The organism is Empedobacter sp. UBA7248, from assembly GCF_002472945.1.
Lineage (GTDB): Bacteria > Bacteroidota > Bacteroidia > Flavobacteriales > Weeksellaceae > Empedobacter > Empedobacter falsenii_C.
In genome coordinates, this window is record NZ_DKSU01000015.1 from 25903 (window position 1) to 44035 (window position 18133).

General features: G+C 29.3%; 20 protein-coding genes. 17 read left to right on the top strand and 3 right to left on the bottom strand.

What is annotated here, in order from left to right; genetic code table 11:
• The first annotated feature begins 17 nt into the window (after positions 1-17).
• From B4A23_RS14000 to B4A23_RS14060, 13 genes are all read left to right on the top strand, one after another.
• Positions 18-1880: a type VI secretion system Vgr family protein gene (locus B4A23_RS14000; RefSeq protein ID WP_414647097.1), complete on the top strand. Its 1863-nt coding sequence runs from the start codon at positions 18-20 to the stop codon at positions 1878-1880.
• A 2-nt stretch (positions 1881-1882) separates the two neighbouring features.
• Positions 1883-3436 (top strand): hypothetical protein, encoded by a 1554-nt coding sequence (locus B4A23_RS14005; protein ID WP_291120884.1) that lies wholly within the window; start codon positions 1883-1885, stop codon positions 3434-3436.
• Entirely contained in the window at positions 3433-3942 is a 510-nt protein-coding gene (locus B4A23_RS14010; protein ID WP_286486230.1) for a hypothetical protein, read from the top strand. The genes B4A23_RS14005 and B4A23_RS14010 overlap by 4 nt, the downstream gene beginning before the upstream one ends.
• Entirely contained in the window at positions 3942-4451 is a 510-nt protein-coding gene (locus B4A23_RS14015) for a hypothetical protein (protein ID WP_291120886.1), read from the top strand. Before B4A23_RS14010 ends, B4A23_RS14015 begins: the two co-directional genes overlap by 1 nt.
• The gene (locus B4A23_RS14020) at positions 4451-4837 is read left to right on the top strand and encodes a hypothetical protein (RefSeq protein ID WP_291120888.1); all 387 of its coding nucleotides are present in this window, start codon (positions 4451-4453) and stop codon (positions 4835-4837) included. The genes B4A23_RS14015 and B4A23_RS14020 overlap by 1 nt, the downstream gene beginning before the upstream one ends.
• Positions 4838-4961: 124 nt before the next feature.
• On the top strand, positions 4962-5477 hold the full coding sequence (locus B4A23_RS14025; RefSeq protein WP_291120890.1) for a hypothetical protein: 516 nt from the start codon (positions 4962-4964) through the stop codon (positions 5475-5477).
• 179 nt (positions 5478-5656) lie between these two features.
• On the top strand, positions 5657-5992 hold the full coding sequence (locus B4A23_RS14030; RefSeq protein ID WP_291120892.1) for a hypothetical protein: 336 nt from the start codon (positions 5657-5659) through the stop codon (positions 5990-5992).
• Positions 5992-6507: a hypothetical protein gene (locus B4A23_RS14035; RefSeq protein WP_291120894.1), complete on the top strand. Its 516-nt coding sequence runs from the start codon at positions 5992-5994 to the stop codon at positions 6505-6507. The genes B4A23_RS14030 and B4A23_RS14035 overlap by 1 nt, the downstream gene beginning before the upstream one ends.
• Before the next feature lie 58 nt (positions 6508-6565).
• Positions 6566-6766: a hypothetical protein gene (locus B4A23_RS14040; RefSeq protein ID WP_280046056.1), complete on the top strand. Its 201-nt coding sequence runs from the start codon at positions 6566-6568 to the stop codon at positions 6764-6766.
• A 2-nt stretch (positions 6767-6768) separates the two neighbouring features.
• Positions 6769-7353, top strand: coding sequence for a hypothetical protein (locus B4A23_RS14045; RefSeq protein WP_280046055.1), 585 nt, complete (start codon positions 6769-6771; stop codon positions 7351-7353).
• Positions 7354-7445: 92 nt separating this feature from the next.
• Positions 7446-8018, top strand: a complete 573-nt coding sequence (locus B4A23_RS14050; protein WP_291120896.1) for a hypothetical protein — start codon at positions 7446-7448, stop codon at positions 8016-8018.
• 3 nt (positions 8019-8021) lie between these two features.
• A complete protein-coding gene (locus tag B4A23_RS14055) occupies positions 8022-8597 on the top strand; it encodes a hypothetical protein (protein ID WP_291120898.1) in 576 nt (191 codons plus the stop codon).
• Positions 8598-8720: 123 nt separating this feature from the next.
• The gene (locus B4A23_RS14060; RefSeq protein WP_291120900.1) at positions 8721-9341 is read left to right on the top strand and encodes a methyltransferase domain-containing protein; all 621 of its coding nucleotides are present in this window, start codon (positions 8721-8723) and stop codon (positions 9339-9341) included.
• A 49-nt stretch (positions 9342-9390) separates the two neighbouring features.
• Here the strand turns inward: B4A23_RS14060 and B4A23_RS14065 are convergent, their stop codons facing one another.
• Positions 9391-9825, bottom strand: coding sequence for a hypothetical protein (locus B4A23_RS14065; protein ID WP_291120902.1), 435 nt, complete (start codon positions 9823-9825; stop codon positions 9391-9393).
• A gap of 145 nt (positions 9826-9970) precedes the next feature.
• On the opposite strand from B4A23_RS14065, the gene ccoG reads away from it, so the two are divergent.
• The gene (gene ccoG, locus B4A23_RS14070) at positions 9971-11425 is read left to right on the top strand and encodes a cytochrome c oxidase accessory protein CcoG (protein WP_407932835.1); all 1455 of its coding nucleotides are present in this window, start codon (positions 9971-9973) and stop codon (positions 11423-11425) included.
• Positions 11426-11491: 66 nt separating this feature from the next.
• Here ccoG and B4A23_RS14075 read toward each other — a convergent pair whose 3' ends face one another.
• Entirely contained in the window at positions 11492-11815 is a 324-nt protein-coding gene (locus B4A23_RS14075; protein ID WP_291120904.1) for a HopJ type III effector protein, read from the bottom strand.
• A gap of 157 nt (positions 11816-11972) precedes the next feature.
• On the opposite strand from B4A23_RS14075, the gene B4A23_RS14080 reads away from it, so the two are divergent.
• A complete protein-coding gene (locus B4A23_RS14080) occupies positions 11973-12293 on the top strand; it encodes a hypothetical protein (RefSeq protein ID WP_180906118.1) in 321 nt (106 codons plus the stop codon).
• 327 nt (positions 12294-12620) lie between these two features.
• On the opposite strand, the gene B4A23_RS14085 is transcribed toward B4A23_RS14080, so the two are convergent.
• Positions 12621-13109, bottom strand: coding sequence for an SPOR domain-containing protein (locus tag B4A23_RS14085; RefSeq protein ID WP_286496029.1), 489 nt, complete (start codon positions 13107-13109; stop codon positions 12621-12623).
• Positions 13110-13523: 414 nt separating this feature from the next.
• Here B4A23_RS14085 and B4A23_RS14090 point away from each other — a divergent pair, with 414 nt between their 5' ends.
• Both B4A23_RS14090 and B4A23_RS14095 read left to right on the top strand, forming a co-directional pair.
• Positions 13524-14942, top strand: coding sequence for a c-type cytochrome (locus tag B4A23_RS14090; protein ID WP_180906121.1), 1419 nt, complete (start codon positions 13524-13526; stop codon positions 14940-14942).
• 22 nt (positions 14943-14964) lie between these two features.
• Positions 14965-18126 carry a TAT-variant-translocated molybdopterin oxidoreductase gene (locus B4A23_RS14095; RefSeq protein ID WP_291120907.1) on the top strand — a complete coding sequence of 1054 codons (3162 nt, stop codon included), beginning with the start codon at positions 14965-14967 and terminating at the stop codon, positions 18124-18126.
• Positions 18127-18133 lie beyond the last annotated feature (7 nt).

Consider the following 18133-nt stretch of genomic DNA (forward strand, 5'->3'; position numbering starts at 1 on the left):
ATAGCCAAGTCGCTGGAATTAATCGTTTAGCCAAATTATTAATCGTAATTGATGGTAAAATTGTTCCGCATTACAAGCATTTTTCTTTAAAACAACATAGCCAAACCCATCATCAATTCGAGTTAGTTTTGGATCATGATACCTTTGGTAATTATGAAAATCACAAACTCGAAACTTCAAATAAATTTTTAGGAAATCGTCTAACAGTTGTTATTCGTTACAAAGATATTGAGGATAGTCCTGAAAGAACTTTTGTCGGAGTTATCACAAAAGTTGGGTATTTACAAGAGCATTCTAGTCTTGGAAATATCGTATTATCAGGGTTTAGTCCAACGATTTTATTGGATGGAGCACCACATACACAGAGTTTCGGAGGTGATAGATCAGTTAACATGAGTATTATTGCGAATAAACTGATTAAAGAAGGTCTTGGAGATTCTAAATTTGATATTCGGGTTGACGCAAAAGATGCTTCGGATATCGTTTACAGCACGCAATACAACGAAACGCATTACAATTATTTGGCTCGAATGGCTTCTGCTTATGGTGAACAATTTTTTTATGATGGTGAGGTCTTGCATTTTGGACAATTGCCACCGCAAAATAAACCGCTTAATTTGGTTTACGGACGAAATGTAAACGACATCAGTATTGAGCTGAATGCGGTGCATACTAAACCTCAATTTTATGGTTATAATAGTAGTGATAATGCAAAATTAACTTCTGGTCAAACACCGCTTAAACACAGAAGTGATTTGGCTCAAACAGCTTATAAAAACAACGAGAATATTTTTAAAACTAAAGCTTTACAAGTTGCACCAATCAAAGCAAATACGGATAAAGATGTAGTAAATGCGCAAGAAAGCGAATCGGGACAAAAAGGTGTTGAAGTCTTTACGGTAAGTGGTTCTACAACGATTCCATTTTTGTATCCTGGTTGTGTGGCTGACTTAGAAATGCGCAAACAAGATAGCAACAAAACATCGTACTTCACTCGAATTATGATTACGGATGTGGAGCATGATATTGATACTTTAGGACATTATACTGGACGTTTCAAGGCGATTGCTTCGGATACTGGATTTTTACCAAAACCTGAGTTTACAATCCCAAAAGCAGAACCACAGATTGCAACTGTTATTTCAAATACTGACCCTAAAGGACAAGGTCGTGTGACCGTAAAATTTGATTGGCAATTGCATGATACAACAAATTTTATCCGCATGATGTCGCCTGATGCTGGAGGTACAGATCAAGTGACGCAAAATCGTGGGTATGTTGCAATTCCTGAAGTTGGAGACCAAGTAATGGTTGGCTTTGTACACAATCATCCCGACAGACCTTTTGTGATGGGTGGTATGTTCCACGGAAAAGTTGGACTCGGTGGTGGTGCGAATAATAGTGTGAAATCTATACAGACAAGAAGTGGACATCGTATTGTTTTTACAGAAGACGAAAGCATCATCATCACTGACAAATCAGGTAATGAAATTCATCTCGATACTATTGGTAGTAATATCAATATTACCGCTCCTGAAACGATTAATATAAAATGTAAGAATTTTAATATCGATGTTCAAGAGAATATGAATACAAGTGTTGGGATTAACCAAATGAATTCTATAGGCATGAATTTTACAAATAGTGTAGGTGTAAATTATATAGCAACTGCTGGAGGAATGATGACTAATAATGCAATTTTAGATTATAGTTTGATGGCTGCTAATATTATGGAAATTGCCAATGGTAATAAAACGTCTAAATCAAAAGAAGTTTTAGACCAATCAAGTGATAAAAAGATTATTTCTGAAAATAAAAATGAAATACATAGTCAGGGTTCATTTGATAATAATGGAGGTGAAGGAACAAAAATGCATTAATTATGGCAGGAGGAAAAATTACACGAATTGTTAAAGGAACTAACTCTATAGAATGCGAAAAATGGGAAGTTTATACAAATGATTTTTCTGCATATGCTAATAACGGAAGTTACTTTACAGCAGATGGAGGTACTAATTTTGGAACTCCAAAAGATCCACCACCGCCAAATAAATATTTTGTAAAAGGTTGGTGGACAGATAAAGAAGATAAACCTATTAAAGAAGCTAAAATACTAAATGTAGTTCGTTTTCATGTACAAACACAAAATATAGAAAAACCTGAAGGAAAAAATATTACGATAGCCTTGTATGAACATGATTATTCTATTCCTATTCCTTTGACTTTTGGATTAGCTAATTATTCTACAGACGATCATATCCGAATAATGCGAGGAAACAATGAAATAACAACTATGCAGTTGGATAAAGAAGGAAAAGGATATATAGAAATTTCTTTAGATTGGGGTTTGAATAATTTGTTTAACGAAGAAACATTGTATTTTAATGAAGAAGGGGGTGATTTGGAATTACATTTTAAATGTGGTTACGATGACCAAGAGAATGTTCATTTACCTAATAGTTTTGGAGATTATCTGAAGGTAAAACGTTCTGAACAAAATTTGTTTATAAAACCATTTTCAGTGGAAAATCAATACAATTTTCCAGAAATATTTAATCATTTAGGCGAGTTTATACTTTTTGCAATTGATAAAGATGATATATCATTTAAAAAGTTTGCAGCTGTTAAAATAAAAACAACCACATTTTTTAATTCAATAGAAGGAGTTAATTTATTTAAGAAACAAGTATTTACAGAAGGAATAGACTTTAGTACAAGAGCACATAATTTTAAAAATTTCACAGTCAATGAAGTAGAACATTTTTATAAAACAACAAAGCCAATCAAAATGGTTTACATAGAAGAAACTTTAAAGACAATAAAACTTGATCAATCTTATAAAGGGATAATTTCATATAATTCTATCAATAAAGTTTTGAAATACGGAAGAGATGCTAATTTAGTATATGGCTCTTATCAATTGCTTACAGAAATGAAAGAAATGATACCTGTAATCAGTGAAAATGGAGAGTTCAATAAACCAAGCCTTTCTTCTTTTGTAGGCATGATTCCTATGGCTGCTCCTTTGGCATTTGGTTTTGCTGTACTAGAATGGATATCGATGGATATTGTAAAAGAGTTCGACGATATGTACGAAGAACTGAAAATAATAAAACTAGAAAATGCCAAAAGAAGTGGACTAACACAAGTAAGGAATTTGTTGCATTTTGGTAGAGAAACAGATTATAAAGATTATGAGTTTATAAAAGATGTTCCGCAGATAACTATTGATAAATTGTTGAAAGGAGAAATAAAGAATATTATTGATTTAGAAAAAATTAGAATAAATGATGACTATGCCATTTATGAAAAAAAAATTCAAGGTCAAGAAATTAACGAAACAAAGTATTCTCTAATCATAAGAAAACAAAGAGATGAATTAATTAATGATGATATTTTTATAATAGAAAGTATTATAATACAACCTGAAAAATGAAACAAATAGCATTACTCCTGATTTTAATTCTTTTTAGTTGTAAAGGGCAAAGTGTAGATACATTAGAAGAAGTAAAAAATTCAGAATTAATAAAGATAGAAGTAATAGGATTAAAACCTAAAACAGATAGTCTGTTTACATCCTTTACTATACCTAAAACATATTTATTAAAAAGTAGTAAAAAAATAAAATTTATTGATATTAATTATTATAATCATCCTCATAATAATAATCAAACAGGTTATATAATTTATGATAAAATTATTAATCCAGAGGACAGTATTAATATTAATCTTTTTTATTATAAATTAATATCTATTGAAGATTTTAAAAAAATAACGAATCAAACTGATTTTAAAAATAACGAAATTTATAAAGTAATTGATAATAAAGAAATTTATAACATTTTGGAAGGATATAAAAAAGACGATATTAGATTTAGATATTATCATAAAAATGATTTAAATAATACAATAGCAAAATCCATATCAGTTAACTTAGAATAATGAGACAAATAGTATTATTTCTGGTATTAATTCTTTTTAGTTGTAAAGGACAAAGTGTAGACACTTTAGAGGAAATCAAAAATGAAGAGCCTATTACGATAGAAGTGTTAGGGCAGAAACCTAATACAGATAGTTTATCAGTAATTATAGTTCTGCCGAAAAAATATATTTTAAAAAGTAATAAAAAATTAAAATTATTAAGTATAGATTATTATAAATTAATATATGATAAAAATAATAATGCAATTATTAATTTAAAAAATGATATCAATTTGAAGGATACTATTCAATTTAATATTGAATATTTTAAATTAATTCATCTTAATCAGCTTAATAGTATAAAGGATAATAATAATTTAAAAAAAAATATAGTATATAAAACATCAAATACAAAAGAAGTTTATAAACTATTAACTGAATTTAAAAAAGATGATATTAGATTTAGATATTATCATGAAAATGATTTGAAAAATATAATAGCAAAATCCATATCAGTTAACTTAGAATAATGAAACAAATAGCATTATTCCTCATGTTAATTCTTTTTAGTTGTAAAGGTCAAGATGTAGATGCTTTAATAGAAATAAAAAGAAATACTCCAAATCAGATAGAAATAGTAGCTAAAAAATTTAATTCAGAAGAATTAGCTGTTTTTTTTATTCTGCCAAAAAGATATAAAATAAAAAGTAATCAAAATCTAAAATTAGTTGATATTAATTATCATAAAAATCCGCAAACGACTTTTGGAACAAGTGGTCTTGTGATAGGAAAGGAATTTGTTAATTTAAATGATACAATACAATTTAATATTGTTTATGATGGAGTATTGAAGGTAAGAGATTTTAATAAAATAATTGATAATCAAGTTATTGTTGAAAAAAAACTTATACGATAACCAATAATCAGGCATTATATCAATTATTGAACGTATTTAAAAAAGATGAAATTTTATTTAAATACAGATATGAAGATAATCCGAAAGAGTTACAAGTATTGTCGATTCCTGTTAACTTAGAATAATGAAACAAATAGTATTATTTCTGGTATTAATCTTTATTAGTTGTAAAGGGCAATCAATAGATACTTTAGAAGAAATAAAAAATCAAGATCCTATTAAAATTGAAACAATAGGCTTAAAACCAAAAACAGATAGTTTATTTACTACTATTACTTTTCCAAAAAGATATGTATTAAAAAGTGATAAAACCTTAAAATTGGAGAGTGTAAGTTATCATAAACATCCAAATAATAATTTTGGGACAAGTGGTAGTATATTTAGAGAAGATGAACTTAACTTAAATGATACAATAAACTTTGATATTATATATATTACACGATTGATAGCAAAAGATTTTAGGCACTTAATTAATAATAATATTGCCATTAAAGAAAAAGAACGTTTTACTATAACCAATAATCAGGCATTATATCAATTATTGAACGTATTTAAAAATGATGAAATATTGTTTAAATATGAATATTTAGCTAATCCTAAAGAGTTACAAGTATTGTCGATTCCTGTTAACTTAGAATAATGAAACAAACACTCATTTTATATCTAATATCTTTAATATTTTTTAGTTGTAAAGGATAAGAAATAGACAAAGTTGAAATACTGAAGAGTTCTGAGCATAACACACTTGAAATATTACCTACAAAAAATAATTCAGATAGCTTAAGAGTCAAAATTAGCATTCCTAAAAAGAATATATTATTGATTAATAAAAAAAACGTACCTGTAAATATAGAATACTATAAGGATATTTTGAATCTAGATATTAGTGGACGAATACATTTTAATGACGATTTAAATTTTAATGATACAATAAAATATGACATCATTTATTTTACATTTATTCATAAAAAAACACTTGAAAATTTGATTAATAATGTAGAATTAGAAGAAAAGATAAATTTTAAAATATCAAATAATCACCAATTATATAAAGTTTTAAAGAATTACAAAAAAGATGAAATTTTATTTAAATATAGATATGTAGATGATCTAGAAGAATTGCATGTACTATCCATACCAGTTAACTTAGAATAATGAAACAAGTAGTATTATTTCTAGTATTAATTCTTTTTAGTTGTAAAGGACAAAGTGTAGACACTTTAGAGGAAATAAAAAATCAAGAACCTATTAAAATTGAAACAATAGGCTTAAAACCAAAAACAGATAGTTTATTTACTACTATTACTTTTCCAAAAAGATATGTATTAAAAAGTGATAAAACCTTAAAATTGGAGAGTGTAAGTTATCATAAACATCCAAATAATAATTTTGGGACAAGTGGTAGTATATTTAGAGAAGATGAACTTAACTTAAATGATACAATAAACTTTGATATTATATATATTACACGATTGATAGCAAAAGATTTTAGGCACTTAATTAATAATAATATTGCCATTAAAGAAAAAGAACGTTTTACTATAACCAATAATCAGGCATTATATCAATTATTGAACGTATTTAAAAAAGATGAAATATTATTTAAATATGAATATTTAGATAATCCAGAAGAATTACATATACTATCCATACCAGTTAACTTAGAATAATGATGATGAAAAGATTTATGATTTCATAGAAATAACTCAAGAAACATATAATAAATTGATGATGGGAGAATTTAAAACTATACTAGATTTGCAAAAATCAGAGTATAATGAAGAGAATATAAGAAGTCAAAAATTTCATTCTGGAGAAATCAAAATATTTAATAATGTCAAACCATTTACAATCCTATATAAAAAAGAATTTGATTCTTCAATAAAAGATGATATTATTTTAATAGAAACAATATTTACCAATTATTAATCATGAAAAAAATCATAATATATTTCGTATTTAGTTTATTAATTTTCATTTGCTGTGGTTCTAAATTTAATCAATCAAGAATAAATTATCATCAAGATTATTCAAATGAAAGAATATTTCTTTTATCTAATCCATATTATGAAGATAGTGTGAGAGTATATTTACCTAAGAATATAAAATTAGAGTTTGAAAAAGAAATTTCATCTGCAGATATACAGTATTTTGAGAACAAAAAAATTATAGGATTGTTAACAGATTATACTTTTTTTACTAAAGCAAATAAAGAATTTTTCCCTACATCAGGAATTAGATTTGAAAAAGATTCTGATTATAATTTAGATTTATTATTATATAAAAATATCAATATATCTTATAACGAATTAACTCAAGTTTTGAAAAAAATGAATATGGAATCAAAGCAAAAACGTTTTAGAGATACTGTATTTGTTGGAGGTATAAAAGATTTTAAAATTATTAAACCAGATTTATTTAATAAACTAAATTCAAAAAATGATACTCTTCTTATTTATTATTCAAAAAAAGGTGATAGAAAATTTAAATTTGAAAAGTTTAGAATTGATTGGTAAATTCTTTAGAAATGGCAAAATGATGATTCAATACAAGATGATATAGCTTTGATAGAAACAATATTTTTTCCTACAAATTAATGATTTTTTATATGAATAAATTTTTTATTGCAACACTTTTCTTAATTAGTTGCATACCTAATAAAGAAGTTATTTTTAATCAAGAAAACACAATTCAAAAAATTACAATTTCATGTAATATTCAAGGTGAATATAAAGATAGTGTTAGATTAAATATCCCTATAGAAATTAGAGTGAGTAATTTAAATGAAACTACATTTTTAGAATTTGATTTTAAATATGATAATAATATTTTGATATATCCAACAAATTATATTATATATAATGATGATTTCAAAACTAAATATTTAAGACCATTAAAACCTAAAAAAGATAATTATAATCAAATCAAATTATTATTGGTAAATAGAAAAATAAATATTTCGAATCTAAAAGCAAAAAATATTCTAGAAAAATATAATTATTCAAAAGAATTAGGGAATATTTTTAAAGATACTATTCAATTAACTACTTATCAGCAATTCAAGAAAGATTTTCCAGAAGTATTTAATGAATTAAACGCTGATGGAGATTCATTGATAATTACCACAAGAGAAGGAGATTCTAAAACATATCATTCAAAAGCTTATCCTATAAAATGGTAAAATATGAAAATTATTAATCTCCCAAGTAATATCAACTATGATGAAATAGAATATATAGAAGAACCTATCGAGCAATTAGAGACAAGAGATGTGTTTATTGTTTATAAAGTGCTAAGATGGATTGGTTATTTCTTTTTATCAATTATTTTATTTTTAGGTATTATGTTTATTGCTGTGGGAATTGGTGGAAAACATCGAAAATTAGAAATGAATCCTGGTTTTGCTTTATTAGGAGTTATCTTATGTTTGCCCTTTGTTTTATACGTTGTTATTAACAATTATATGGATAAAAGTCCTAAAATTGATAATCAAGTAACCTCTGTAAGGAAAAGTAGTCAGATAGCTTTAAAAGTCGATTTAAAAAATATTAAATTAGTTCAAAATTCTTTTAATTATATAGATGTAATTTTTATTATTCCATATCCTCAAAAAAATGCCGTAATTCATTATAAACAAAAAATTGAAATGGAGTACGATAATATTTTATTATGGTTTATTCAACAAAAAGAAACAATATTTTACATAAATCCAGAAGACATAAATCATCATTATCTTGATTTAAAATTTATGAATACCTAATCAATCTTAATGAAAATAACAAAACTTGTCATTCTATTCAATTACAAAAAAATCCTTTTAGGAGTAATCGTTTCAATTCTTCTATTTGTATTATCATTTTTTATAGTTTCTACATTTATCAAGATGCTATTTAATATTGTGGGAGGATTAATATTGCTAAATATTATTGCTTCAATTCTCGCGTCTTATATACTTTACGATAAATCAGATTTATATGAGATAAATAAATTGAATGAAATTGCTGATTTTAATAATGTTGAGAATGTCGTTTTAATTCACGCAAGTTTTGATCCTTTGTCTATAAATTTAGAAGAAAAATATCCGACTATCAATTTGACCGTCTGTGATATTTATGGAAATAGACATGAGCACGAAAGTGGAATTAAAATTTCGAAAAAAGTATTTCCACCCAATCCAAAAGAAATAATAATTCATACGAATAAATTACCTTTTGAAGATAATTCTCAAGATGTAATTCTTGCAATTACGGCTATTCATGAAGTTTTGGAGCATACAGAAAGAGTTTTGTTTTTTAAAGATGCCAAAAGGATTTTGAAAAAAGATGGAATAATTATCCTTTCAGAACAATTTCGTGATACAACTAACTTTTTGTTTTTTAATATTGGAGCATTTCATTTTCTAAGCGAAAAACAATGGAAAAAGGCAATTTCAGAAGCAGGATTAAAAATAGTTGATAATAAAAGAATCACGCCTTTTGCAAATATGTTGATTTTAAAAGGTTAATGATTTCCTTCTTCAGAAAACAATATTATTTTTAACTTTTGACATTCTTTTATTTGTTGGTATAGTGAACTGAAATATTAAAATACACTTTTACGGGATTTCCATTAACCAAAGCAGGTTTTATCTTTGTTGACTTTTCTTCTTGTTCTCTGTTTATTCTATAAAGGATTTGAGTAGAAATTCGAGCTAATGTTTCGTTTCCTTGGGACGTTATATTGGTAAAATATCCATTTTCGTCAATAACAATATTCAATTTTGCAAAATAATCACTAGATCCACGTAATATTTTATCCAATGTCATTTTTGATAATTTATCAGAAACCTCTTCGTTAAGTTTATTTTTAAAGCATTCTAAATAACTATCTGATTCATCTTTACAATCTGGATAAACAGCAAATTTATCTACATTATTAGAATTGTAGATGTTTTGAGAAAAAGTGAAAACAGTAATCAATAAAGCAAAGAAGGTTAATAATTTTTTCATAAGTAGGTAGTTTAGATGTATATTAGTAAATCTTTATGAATTAATGATTTATATCAATCCGTAAATACTACCATAAATACCATAAATAGTGCCAGATTCTAGAGGTGTTCTGGTGGTAAATTTGTATACTAATATCAAGAGTAATATGAACGAGTTGAACAAAACTGATTTTGAGAATAATTTAGCTGCCGAAAATGAGAAATTTAGAACTGAAGTAGCGACGTTTACAAAATCAGGAACCCGAAAATGGGTGTATGCAAAGAAACCATCGGGAAAATTTACAAATTATAGGACAGTTGTATACTCTATATTGCTGATTCTATTAGTTGTTATTCCTTTTATAAAACTACCAAATGGTAACCCCATCTTTAAATTTGATGTTTTTAATACAAATTTTATCTTATTTGGTTATCCATTTTTTACAACAGATTTTTTCTTGCTTGCTTTTGGTATGATTGTAAGTGTGGTTTTCGTCATACTTTTTACTTCTGTTTATGGACGGCTTTTCTGTGGATGGGTTTGTCCTCAAACTATTTTTTTAGAAGGAGTATTTAGAAGAATAGAATTTTGGATAGAAGGTGATCGAAATAAACAAATACGATTAGATAAACAAGATTGGAATGAAGAGAAAATTCTGAAAAGAGGAGGCAAATGGTTTGTCTTTTATATTGTTTCGTTTTTAGCAACAAACATTCTTTTTTCTTATATAATAGGAATGGATGTCTTGATACAAATGTATAAAGAAGGTCCTACTGAACATGGTGGAAAGTTTTTAGGATTATTTATTTTTAGTGTATTATTTTATTTCGTATTTGCGTGGTTTCGTGAACAAGTATGTACATTGGTTTGTCCTTATGGGCGTTTACAAGGTGTTTTACTTGATAAAAAAACAATGCAGGTCTCTTATGATTATCTTCGAGGAGAAGGAAAAAGTGGTCGAAGCAAATTTAGAAAAGGTGAAGATCGTGTTGCTGTTGGGAAAGGAGATTGTATCGACTGTGGACAATGTATCGCGGTTTGCCCTACAGGAATTGACATCAGAAATGGTTCTCAATTAGAATGTATCAATTGTACAGCTTGTATGGATGCTTGTGATGAAATAATGGTAAAAATTAATTTACCTACAGGTTTAATAAAATATGCATCAGAAGAAAATATTGCACAAGGAAAACCATTTAGAATAAACGGACGATCAATTGTTTTTTCACTCATTTTAGTCGCAATGATTTCTGCTATGACAATTTTTATGTTGAATAGAAGTGATGTTGAAGTGAAATTTCTACAAGTTCCAGGAAAAGATTATGTAGTAGAAGGAGATTATATCATCAATACAATGCAATATAGTTTGATGAATAAAACGAACAAGCCTTATAAATTGGTGGTGAACGTAAATGGTTTTAAAGGTGGAAAAACGGTGTTGTTGGTAGAACCTGATAAATTTATAAAGATAGACGAAGGTGAATTAAAACAAGGTTTAATCGATATTAAAATACCTAAAAGTGAACTTAAATCTTATAAAGTACCAGTTATTTTAGAATTGAAAGATTTAAATGGAGAAACCATCGATCATTATACGATTAGTTTTATGGCGCCTTTTTAGTTAAATAACAAAAAACGTCTTACATTATGTAAGACGTTTTTTTTATTCTAATTATTCTTTTCGAGATTATTTCTTTCTCAACACTTCGTTTTCAAATTTGACACCATTCCAACCGTTCTTCATAAATTGACGAATGTTGTTGTGGTCTGTTCCTTCTGGCGTATCTAAAACCGCTTGATAATGTTCGGCAAATAATTTTAATGTATCATCTCCAGAAAAATTATTCAATTTTGCGAATGCAAAAACTTTAGCACTTCCTTGATTTTGATCCGCAGCATTTTCCTGATTTCCATTTACAAAAGCAGAAGCGCTATAAGTATAATTTTCTTCAATATGCGCGATAACATCCGCAAAATTAGCTTCGTTTTGGTTTAATTTTTCTAAAATCATTGTATCTTTTTGTCAAAAATAAGAACTTATTTTGAATACAATAAATCATTAAGTATGTTAATTTTTTTATGCGCTCAAATACTTAACGAATGTTTAACAACTTTCTGTCTATTAATTAATTAGATTTATAATTATTAACCAAGTAAAAATAAATTTTATGTTTGAAAGAAGGCAATTTAATTATGAAACGTCAAGTGTTGCGCTACGTGAACTTGCGGAAAAAGGATATCAAGAAGATTTTAATTTATTAGAAAGCGATTTGATTGATCATCCGCACGATTTTAGAATTATTTATATCTATCGTTACGAAGGAAATTCGAATCCTGAAGATGAATCAAGTGTTTACGGAATCGAAAAAATATCGACAGGAGAAAAAGGAGTTTTAGTTGCAGGCAATTTGGGATTTGTACAAACAAATTTAGCATCGATACTTATCCAATTAGAAATTGAGGGCAGAGGTAGAATTCTGAACAACTAAAAACAAAAGCATGAATCAACTACTAAATATTACCATTAAAATATAAAAAAGCGTTACCAAGAAAATTGATAACGCTTTTTTTATTTTTTCGAATAAATTTTAACTTTCTAAAGAAAGTTAATCGTTTTCTATTTTTAGTAATAGTCTATATTCAGAAAAACGATGTTCGCGAATAGGTCTTATAAAAGGTTCTGTTTTGAAATATAAAACTAAACATGGAGAAATATTTTTATATTTTTCTACAAACTCAAACGAAACTAATTCACCATTCTTTATTCGCTGTTTTATTTTGTTGTGATAAGGATACATTTTCCTTTTTATAAAATATTACTTCGCTTTTCTACATAAAACCTTGAACGGAATAGAAAATGCACTATTATATTTTGATTTCAAACGACGAATATCTCTCGAAGCAGATGCTCTTGTAAAATAATCTCCAACTAAAACGCGATAGTCTGGTGAGAAATAAGCTGTTTGCGATGATAAGTCAGGATAAGAACGTGCAAATTCATTTCTTACCTTCTCTGCATCTTTTCTATCTTTCGAATAATAAATCTGAATTTTGAAACCATTAACCTGTGGTGTACCTGCGCAAGGATCATTAGATTGTATAACTGTTTTTTTCTCTGTCGGTTTCTTTACAGTAGTGGTATAACTACAAACAGCATCTTCTTTTGCTTTTAATACATTATTTATTCTACTATCAATTTCCATATTCAATGTACCATTATTGATGATTTGAACAGTATCAATTTTATCTTGAGCAAAAACACAAGAAGAAAAAGTAATAAGGAATAAAAAGATAAATTTTTTCATAAGATGAAATTAATTTGTGCAAATATACTTTTTACAATTAAGTTATTAAATTTTATAGACTTTTATTTTCTTACAACGAATATTGTTCCAATTTTTTTTAACAATCAAATATTTGATTGTTGTTTCGTAAAATCGATTGGCAGATTATAATAAAAACAATAATGATTATTTTTTAAATTATGTTAAATAGCAATTTTTCTTGTTCTAAATCTTTTCTATCAAATCAAATAGATAATATTTATACAGCAATATTTTTTAACAATTAATTTAGAAACGTTTTAAATTAAGCTCAATGACAAAGTTCAGTATGTAAACTTTATGATTTTATTAAGTATTGAAGCTATTTTTGCTGTTAGTTAAGTGTTCAAATAAAAACGAGTTAAAAGAAACAACGAACTGAGATTATTTAAGTAAATGAAGGCAAGATTTCTAAAAAGAATACGTTTATGGAGCTGCGCGATAATACTATCGACGTTCTCCTTAGCAAATGCCCAAGATGCAGGTAAAGGTTACGAATTATTCGAAGCCAACTGTACTGCATGTCACCAGATTGATGGTAAATTAATTGGGCCGGAATTACGTAATGTTGAGAAACGCGTACAAGAAGAAGCTGGACTTGGAAAAGAGTGGTTACACTCTTGGATTAAGGACAACAAAGCTTTACGTGCGTCTGGAGATGCGTATGCAAACAAAATTTTCGCTGAGTACAATAACACTGAAATGTTAGCTTTTCCTAACTTATCTGACGGTGATATTGATAATATTCTAGCGTATACTGCCGATCCTGATGGTGGTAAAAAGGCTTTTGATGATGCAAAAGCTGCAAAAAAGAAAGAAGCTGCTGCTGCTAAAGCTGCTGCTGCCGGAAACGGAGGTGGTGCTGGAACAGGAGTTATCGCAGTTGGATTTGTTGTATTAGCAGCATTATTATTGTGGATTTTGGTTCGCGTTAATGCATTAGTTAAAGCAACTGCAACTGATGATTTAGATTCTAAAGAAGAAAAAGCTGCTTTTTCTTTCGCAAACTTCTTCCAAAAATACCAAAAAGTTGGTGGTGTGTTAATCGCAGTATTAGCATTCTTTGCATTGTACAATGTGTATTGGGGATTAATGGGAATTGGTGTTGATAAAGGTTACGAGCCAGAACAACCAATCTATTTCTCTCACAAAGTTCACGCAGGTGTACAAGGTATCGATTGTCAGTACTGTCACAGTTCTGCTAAATACGGTAAAGTGTCTGGAATTCCTTCACCAAACGTATGTATGAACTGTCACAAAACAATCAAAGAATACAAAGGAGATTACTTCGAAGAAGAATTAATCACTTCTGGTAAATTCGCTGATGAGGAAGCTGTTAAGAACTTCTATACAGGAGAAATCCAAAAAATGTATAAAGCTATTGGATGGAATCCAGAAACGAACAAATACGATGGTCCACAAAAACCAATCGAATGGGTACGTATCCACAATATGCCAGATTTCGTATTCTTTAGCCACGCACAACACGTTGTAGCTGGAGAGAAAGCGATTAAGAAAGCAATTAAAGATGGAACTATTCCAAATGCTAAAGAATTGAACATTGGATCAGGAGACCAAGTTTGTTTCGCATGTCACGGACGTGTTGATGAAATGAACGAAGTAAAAATGGCGAATGATTTCACAATGGGATGGTGTATCGAGTGTCACAGAACTACTGAGGTAGATATGGACAACGAGTATAACAAAGAATATTACGCAGAACTACACGAAAAACTGAAAAAACAGTACGGTGACGCAACTAAGATTACAGTTGATGCTATCGGAGGTTTAGAGTGTGGTAAATGTCATTATTAATATAAAAAAGAGAGGAGTATAAATGGCTTCGAAGAAAAATTACTGGAAAAGTTTTGAGGAGTTAACTGACAATACATTAAATGAAAAGTTAACTACCAACGAATTTGCAGAAGAAATTCCTGTAGATAATTTCTTAGGGAATGATAACGCCATGGAGAATAGTCAAACTTCACGACGTGACTTTTTGAAGATTTTAGGGTTCAGTACAGCTGCTGTTACTTTAGCAGCCTGTGAAGCTCCAATCGTAAAATCTGTTCCTTATGTAGTGAAACCAGAAAACATTATGCCTGGTGTACCTACTTATTATGCATCTACAATTTTTGATGGATACGATTACGCGAACGTATTAGTACGTACAAGAGAAGGTCGTCCAATTAGAATTGATGCAAACAAAGGCGCAAAATATTATGGTTCTACAAATGCACGTGTTCAAGCATCTGTATTATCATTATACGATTCTGATAAAATAAAATCACCTTTAACAAACGCAGGTGAAAACTTCAAAGCAACATCTTGGAAAGAGCTTGATGCACGTGTAACAAAAGCATTAGCATCAGTAGGAGGGAAAAAAGTAGTTATTTTAACTTCTTCTTTACCTTCACCAACAACTAAAAAGTTGATTGCTGAGTTTGCAACAAAATATCCAACAACTCAACATGTTGTTTATGATGCAATTTCTTCTACGAATGCATTAGACGCAGCGCAAGAAGTTTACGGAAAAAGAGAAATCCCATTCTACGATCTTAAGAATGCTGAATTAGTTGTTTCTTTCAACGCAGATTTCTTAGGTGATTACAATGGTGGTGGAATGGAAGGTGATTATGGTGTTGCTCGTAAACCAGGAGCAAACATGATGCGTCACATCCAAGTAGAATCTGTTTTATCTTTAACAGGTGCAAATGCTGATACACGTTATCCATTAAAACCAACTGATACTGAAAAAGTATTGGCTGAAGTTTATAATAAATTAGCAGGTGGTTCAGCTTCTTCTAAAGAAGCGTTAGCTATTGCTGCTGAATTAACAGCAAAAGGTTCTAAAGCTGTTGTTATGGCAGATGGTTCGAAAGAAGCATACGCAATTGCATACGCAATTAACCAATTGTTAGGATCAGCTGCAGTTTCTGATAAAGCTGTTTTATTAAAAGAGTCTAACGATGCTGTATTTAATCAATTTGTTGCAGAAGCTAAAGCTGGACAAGTTGGGGTTTTATTAAACTTCCAAACAAATCCAATTTACAATGCTAAAAATGCAAAAGAAATTGAAGCAGCTTTCAAAAACATTGGACTTAAAGTTGGTTTAGTTGAAAAATTAGACGAAACTGCATCAGTAATGGACGTTATTGCTCCAGTTACTCACGGTTTAGAGTCTTGGAATGATTTCAACCCATTAACAGGTGTATATTCATTACAACAACCAACAATTCCACGTGTATTTGATTCTCGTCAATTCCAAGATTCATTAATCGCATGGATGACAGGAGTAACTAAAGTAACAGAAGTAGAAGATCCAAATGATCCAATTATGGTGATGGCGGTTTCTGCAACAAGACAAAAAGTTTCTCCATATTACTTATATGTAAAACAAAACTGGGAATCAGCTATTTTACCAAAATTAGGTGTAGATTTTAACAAAGCATTATACAATGGTTATAATGAAGCGACTGAAACATCTGCATTTACTGCTAACACTGGTGTTGCTGCAGCGGCTGCTACAAAATTAGCAGGAGCTAAAGCGACAGAATGGGAAATTCAATTCTATTCTAAAGCTGGTTTAGGAGATGGTACACAAGCAAACAATCCTTGGTTACAAGAATTACCAGATCCAATTACACGTAACTCTTGGGATAACTATTTAACAGTTAATCCAAATGATGCGGAAAAATTAGGAATCAAAATTCAAGATAACTACAACGTTACAAACGGAAGAATGCAATTTGACGGTGAGTATGTAAACTTAACTGTTAATGGAGTAGTTTTAGAAAACGTTCCTGTATTCATCCAACCAGGTCAAGCAATCGGAACTGTAGGTTTAGCTTTCGGTTACGGTCGTACAAAAGCTGGTAAAGTTGCAAACAATGTAGGGGTTAATGCTTTCGCATTATACACTGGTAATGTAGGTGCATCTAATGTTAAGATTGAAAAATCTTCTCGTTCAGATAAACACGAATTTGCTAACATGCAACAGCAACCAACATTGATGGGACGTTACGAAATTGCAAGAGAAGTTTCTTTAGCAGATTTCATCAACACAGATCGTCAAGAATGGAATCCAGTTGCGAAGATGCCAACATGGAGAGGAGATTCTCCAGTAGGTGAAGTTGACTTATGGGCTAGTTTTGATCGTTCTACAGGACCTCACTTCAATTTAACAATTGATATGAACTCTTGTACAGGATGTGGAGCGTGTGTGATTGCTTGTCAAGCAGAAAACAACGTACCAACTGTTGGTAAAGAGCAAATGCGTATGTCGAGAGATATGTATTGGTTAAGAATTGACCGTTACTACTCTGATGTTACTTACCAAGATAAAGACGGAAAATTAACTCAAAAAGTTGCGTTAGAATCTGATCCAGATAACGAACCACAACAATATACACGTTTAATTAAGCCAGAGGCTGAAAATCCAGATGTGATTTTCCAACCATTAATGTGTCAACACTGTAACCACGCTCCTTGTGAGACTGTGTGTCCAGTAGGTGCAACATCTCATGGTCGTCAAGGTCAAAACATGATGGCTTATAACCGTTGTGTTGGTACTCGTTACTGTGCAAATAACTGTCCTTACAAAGTACGTCGTTTCAACTGGTTTAACTGGGCGAACAATGACAAATACGACTTCCACATGAACAATGATTTAGGTCGTATGGTACTTAACCCAGACGTTGTTGTACGTACACGAGGAGTAATTGAGAAATGTTCATTCTGTATCCAACAAACTCAAGCTGCAATCTTAAAAGCTAAGAAAGAGAACAGAGTAGTTAAAGACGAAGAGTTTATGGCTGCTGCTGCTTGTGCTGCTGCTTGTGGAACAGGTGCGATGAAATTTGGTGATATCAATGATGATAAATCTGAAGTAAGAGCAGCATCGAAAGATAAACGTTCTTATGTTTTATTAGAAGAAATTGGTACAAAACCAAACGTTATCTATCAAGTAAAAGTTAGAAACAGAAAAGAACAAGCTTAATTAAATT

What these genes read in the sequence shown, in the direction of transcription:
- B4A23_RS14005 (WP_291120884.1), top strand. Translation starts at nt 1,883, where the DNA reads ATGGCAGGAGGAAAAATTACACGAATTGTTAAAGGAACTAACTCTATA.
- B4A23_RS14010 (WP_286486230.1), top strand. Translation starts at nt 3,433, where the DNA reads ATGAAACAAATAGCATTACTCCTGATTTTAATTCTTTTTAGTTGTAAA.
- B4A23_RS14015 (WP_291120886.1), top strand. Translation starts at nt 3,942, where the DNA reads ATGAGACAAATAGTATTATTTCTGGTATTAATTCTTTTTAGTTGTAAA.
- B4A23_RS14020 (WP_291120888.1), top strand. Translation starts at nt 4,451, where the DNA reads ATGAAACAAATAGCATTATTCCTCATGTTAATTCTTTTTAGTTGTAAA.
- B4A23_RS14025 (WP_291120890.1), top strand. Translation starts at nt 4,962, where the DNA reads ATGAAACAAATAGTATTATTTCTGGTATTAATCTTTATTAGTTGTAAA.
- B4A23_RS14035 (WP_291120894.1), top strand. Translation starts at nt 5,992, where the DNA reads ATGAAACAAGTAGTATTATTTCTAGTATTAATTCTTTTTAGTTGTAAA.
- B4A23_RS14040 (WP_280046056.1), top strand. Translation starts at nt 6,566, where the DNA reads ATGATGGGAGAATTTAAAACTATACTAGATTTGCAAAAATCAGAGTAT.
- B4A23_RS14045 (WP_280046055.1), top strand. Translation starts at nt 6,769, where the DNA reads ATGAAAAAAATCATAATATATTTCGTATTTAGTTTATTAATTTTCATT.
- B4A23_RS14050 (WP_291120896.1), top strand. Translation starts at nt 7,446, where the DNA reads ATGAATAAATTTTTTATTGCAACACTTTTCTTAATTAGTTGCATACCT.
- B4A23_RS14055 (WP_291120898.1), top strand. Translation starts at nt 8,022, where the DNA reads ATGAAAATTATTAATCTCCCAAGTAATATCAACTATGATGAAATAGAA.
- B4A23_RS14060 (WP_291120900.1), top strand. Translation starts at nt 8,721, where the DNA reads ATGCTATTTAATATTGTGGGAGGATTAATATTGCTAAATATTATTGCT.
- B4A23_RS14065 (WP_291120902.1), bottom strand. Translation starts at nt 9,825, where the DNA reads ATGAAAAAATTATTAACCTTCTTTGCTTTATTGATTACTGTTTTCACT.
- ccoG (WP_407932835.1), top strand. Translation starts at nt 9,971, where the DNA reads ATGAACGAGTTGAACAAAACTGATTTTGAGAATAATTTAGCTGCCGAA.
- B4A23_RS14075 (WP_291120904.1), bottom strand. Translation starts at nt 11,815, where the DNA reads ATGATTTTAGAAAAATTAAACCAAAACGAAGCTAATTTTGCGGATGTT.
- B4A23_RS14080 (WP_180906118.1), top strand. Translation starts at nt 11,973, where the DNA reads ATGTTTGAAAGAAGGCAATTTAATTATGAAACGTCAAGTGTTGCGCTA.
- B4A23_RS14085 (WP_286496029.1), bottom strand. Translation starts at nt 13,109, where the DNA reads ATGAAAAAATTTATCTTTTTATTCCTTATTACTTTTTCTTCTTGTGTT.
- B4A23_RS14090 (WP_180906121.1), top strand. Translation starts at nt 13,524, where the DNA reads ATGAAGGCAAGATTTCTAAAAAGAATACGTTTATGGAGCTGCGCGATA.
- B4A23_RS14095 (WP_291120907.1), top strand. Translation starts at nt 14,965, where the DNA reads ATGGCTTCGAAGAAAAATTACTGGAAAAGTTTTGAGGAGTTAACTGAC.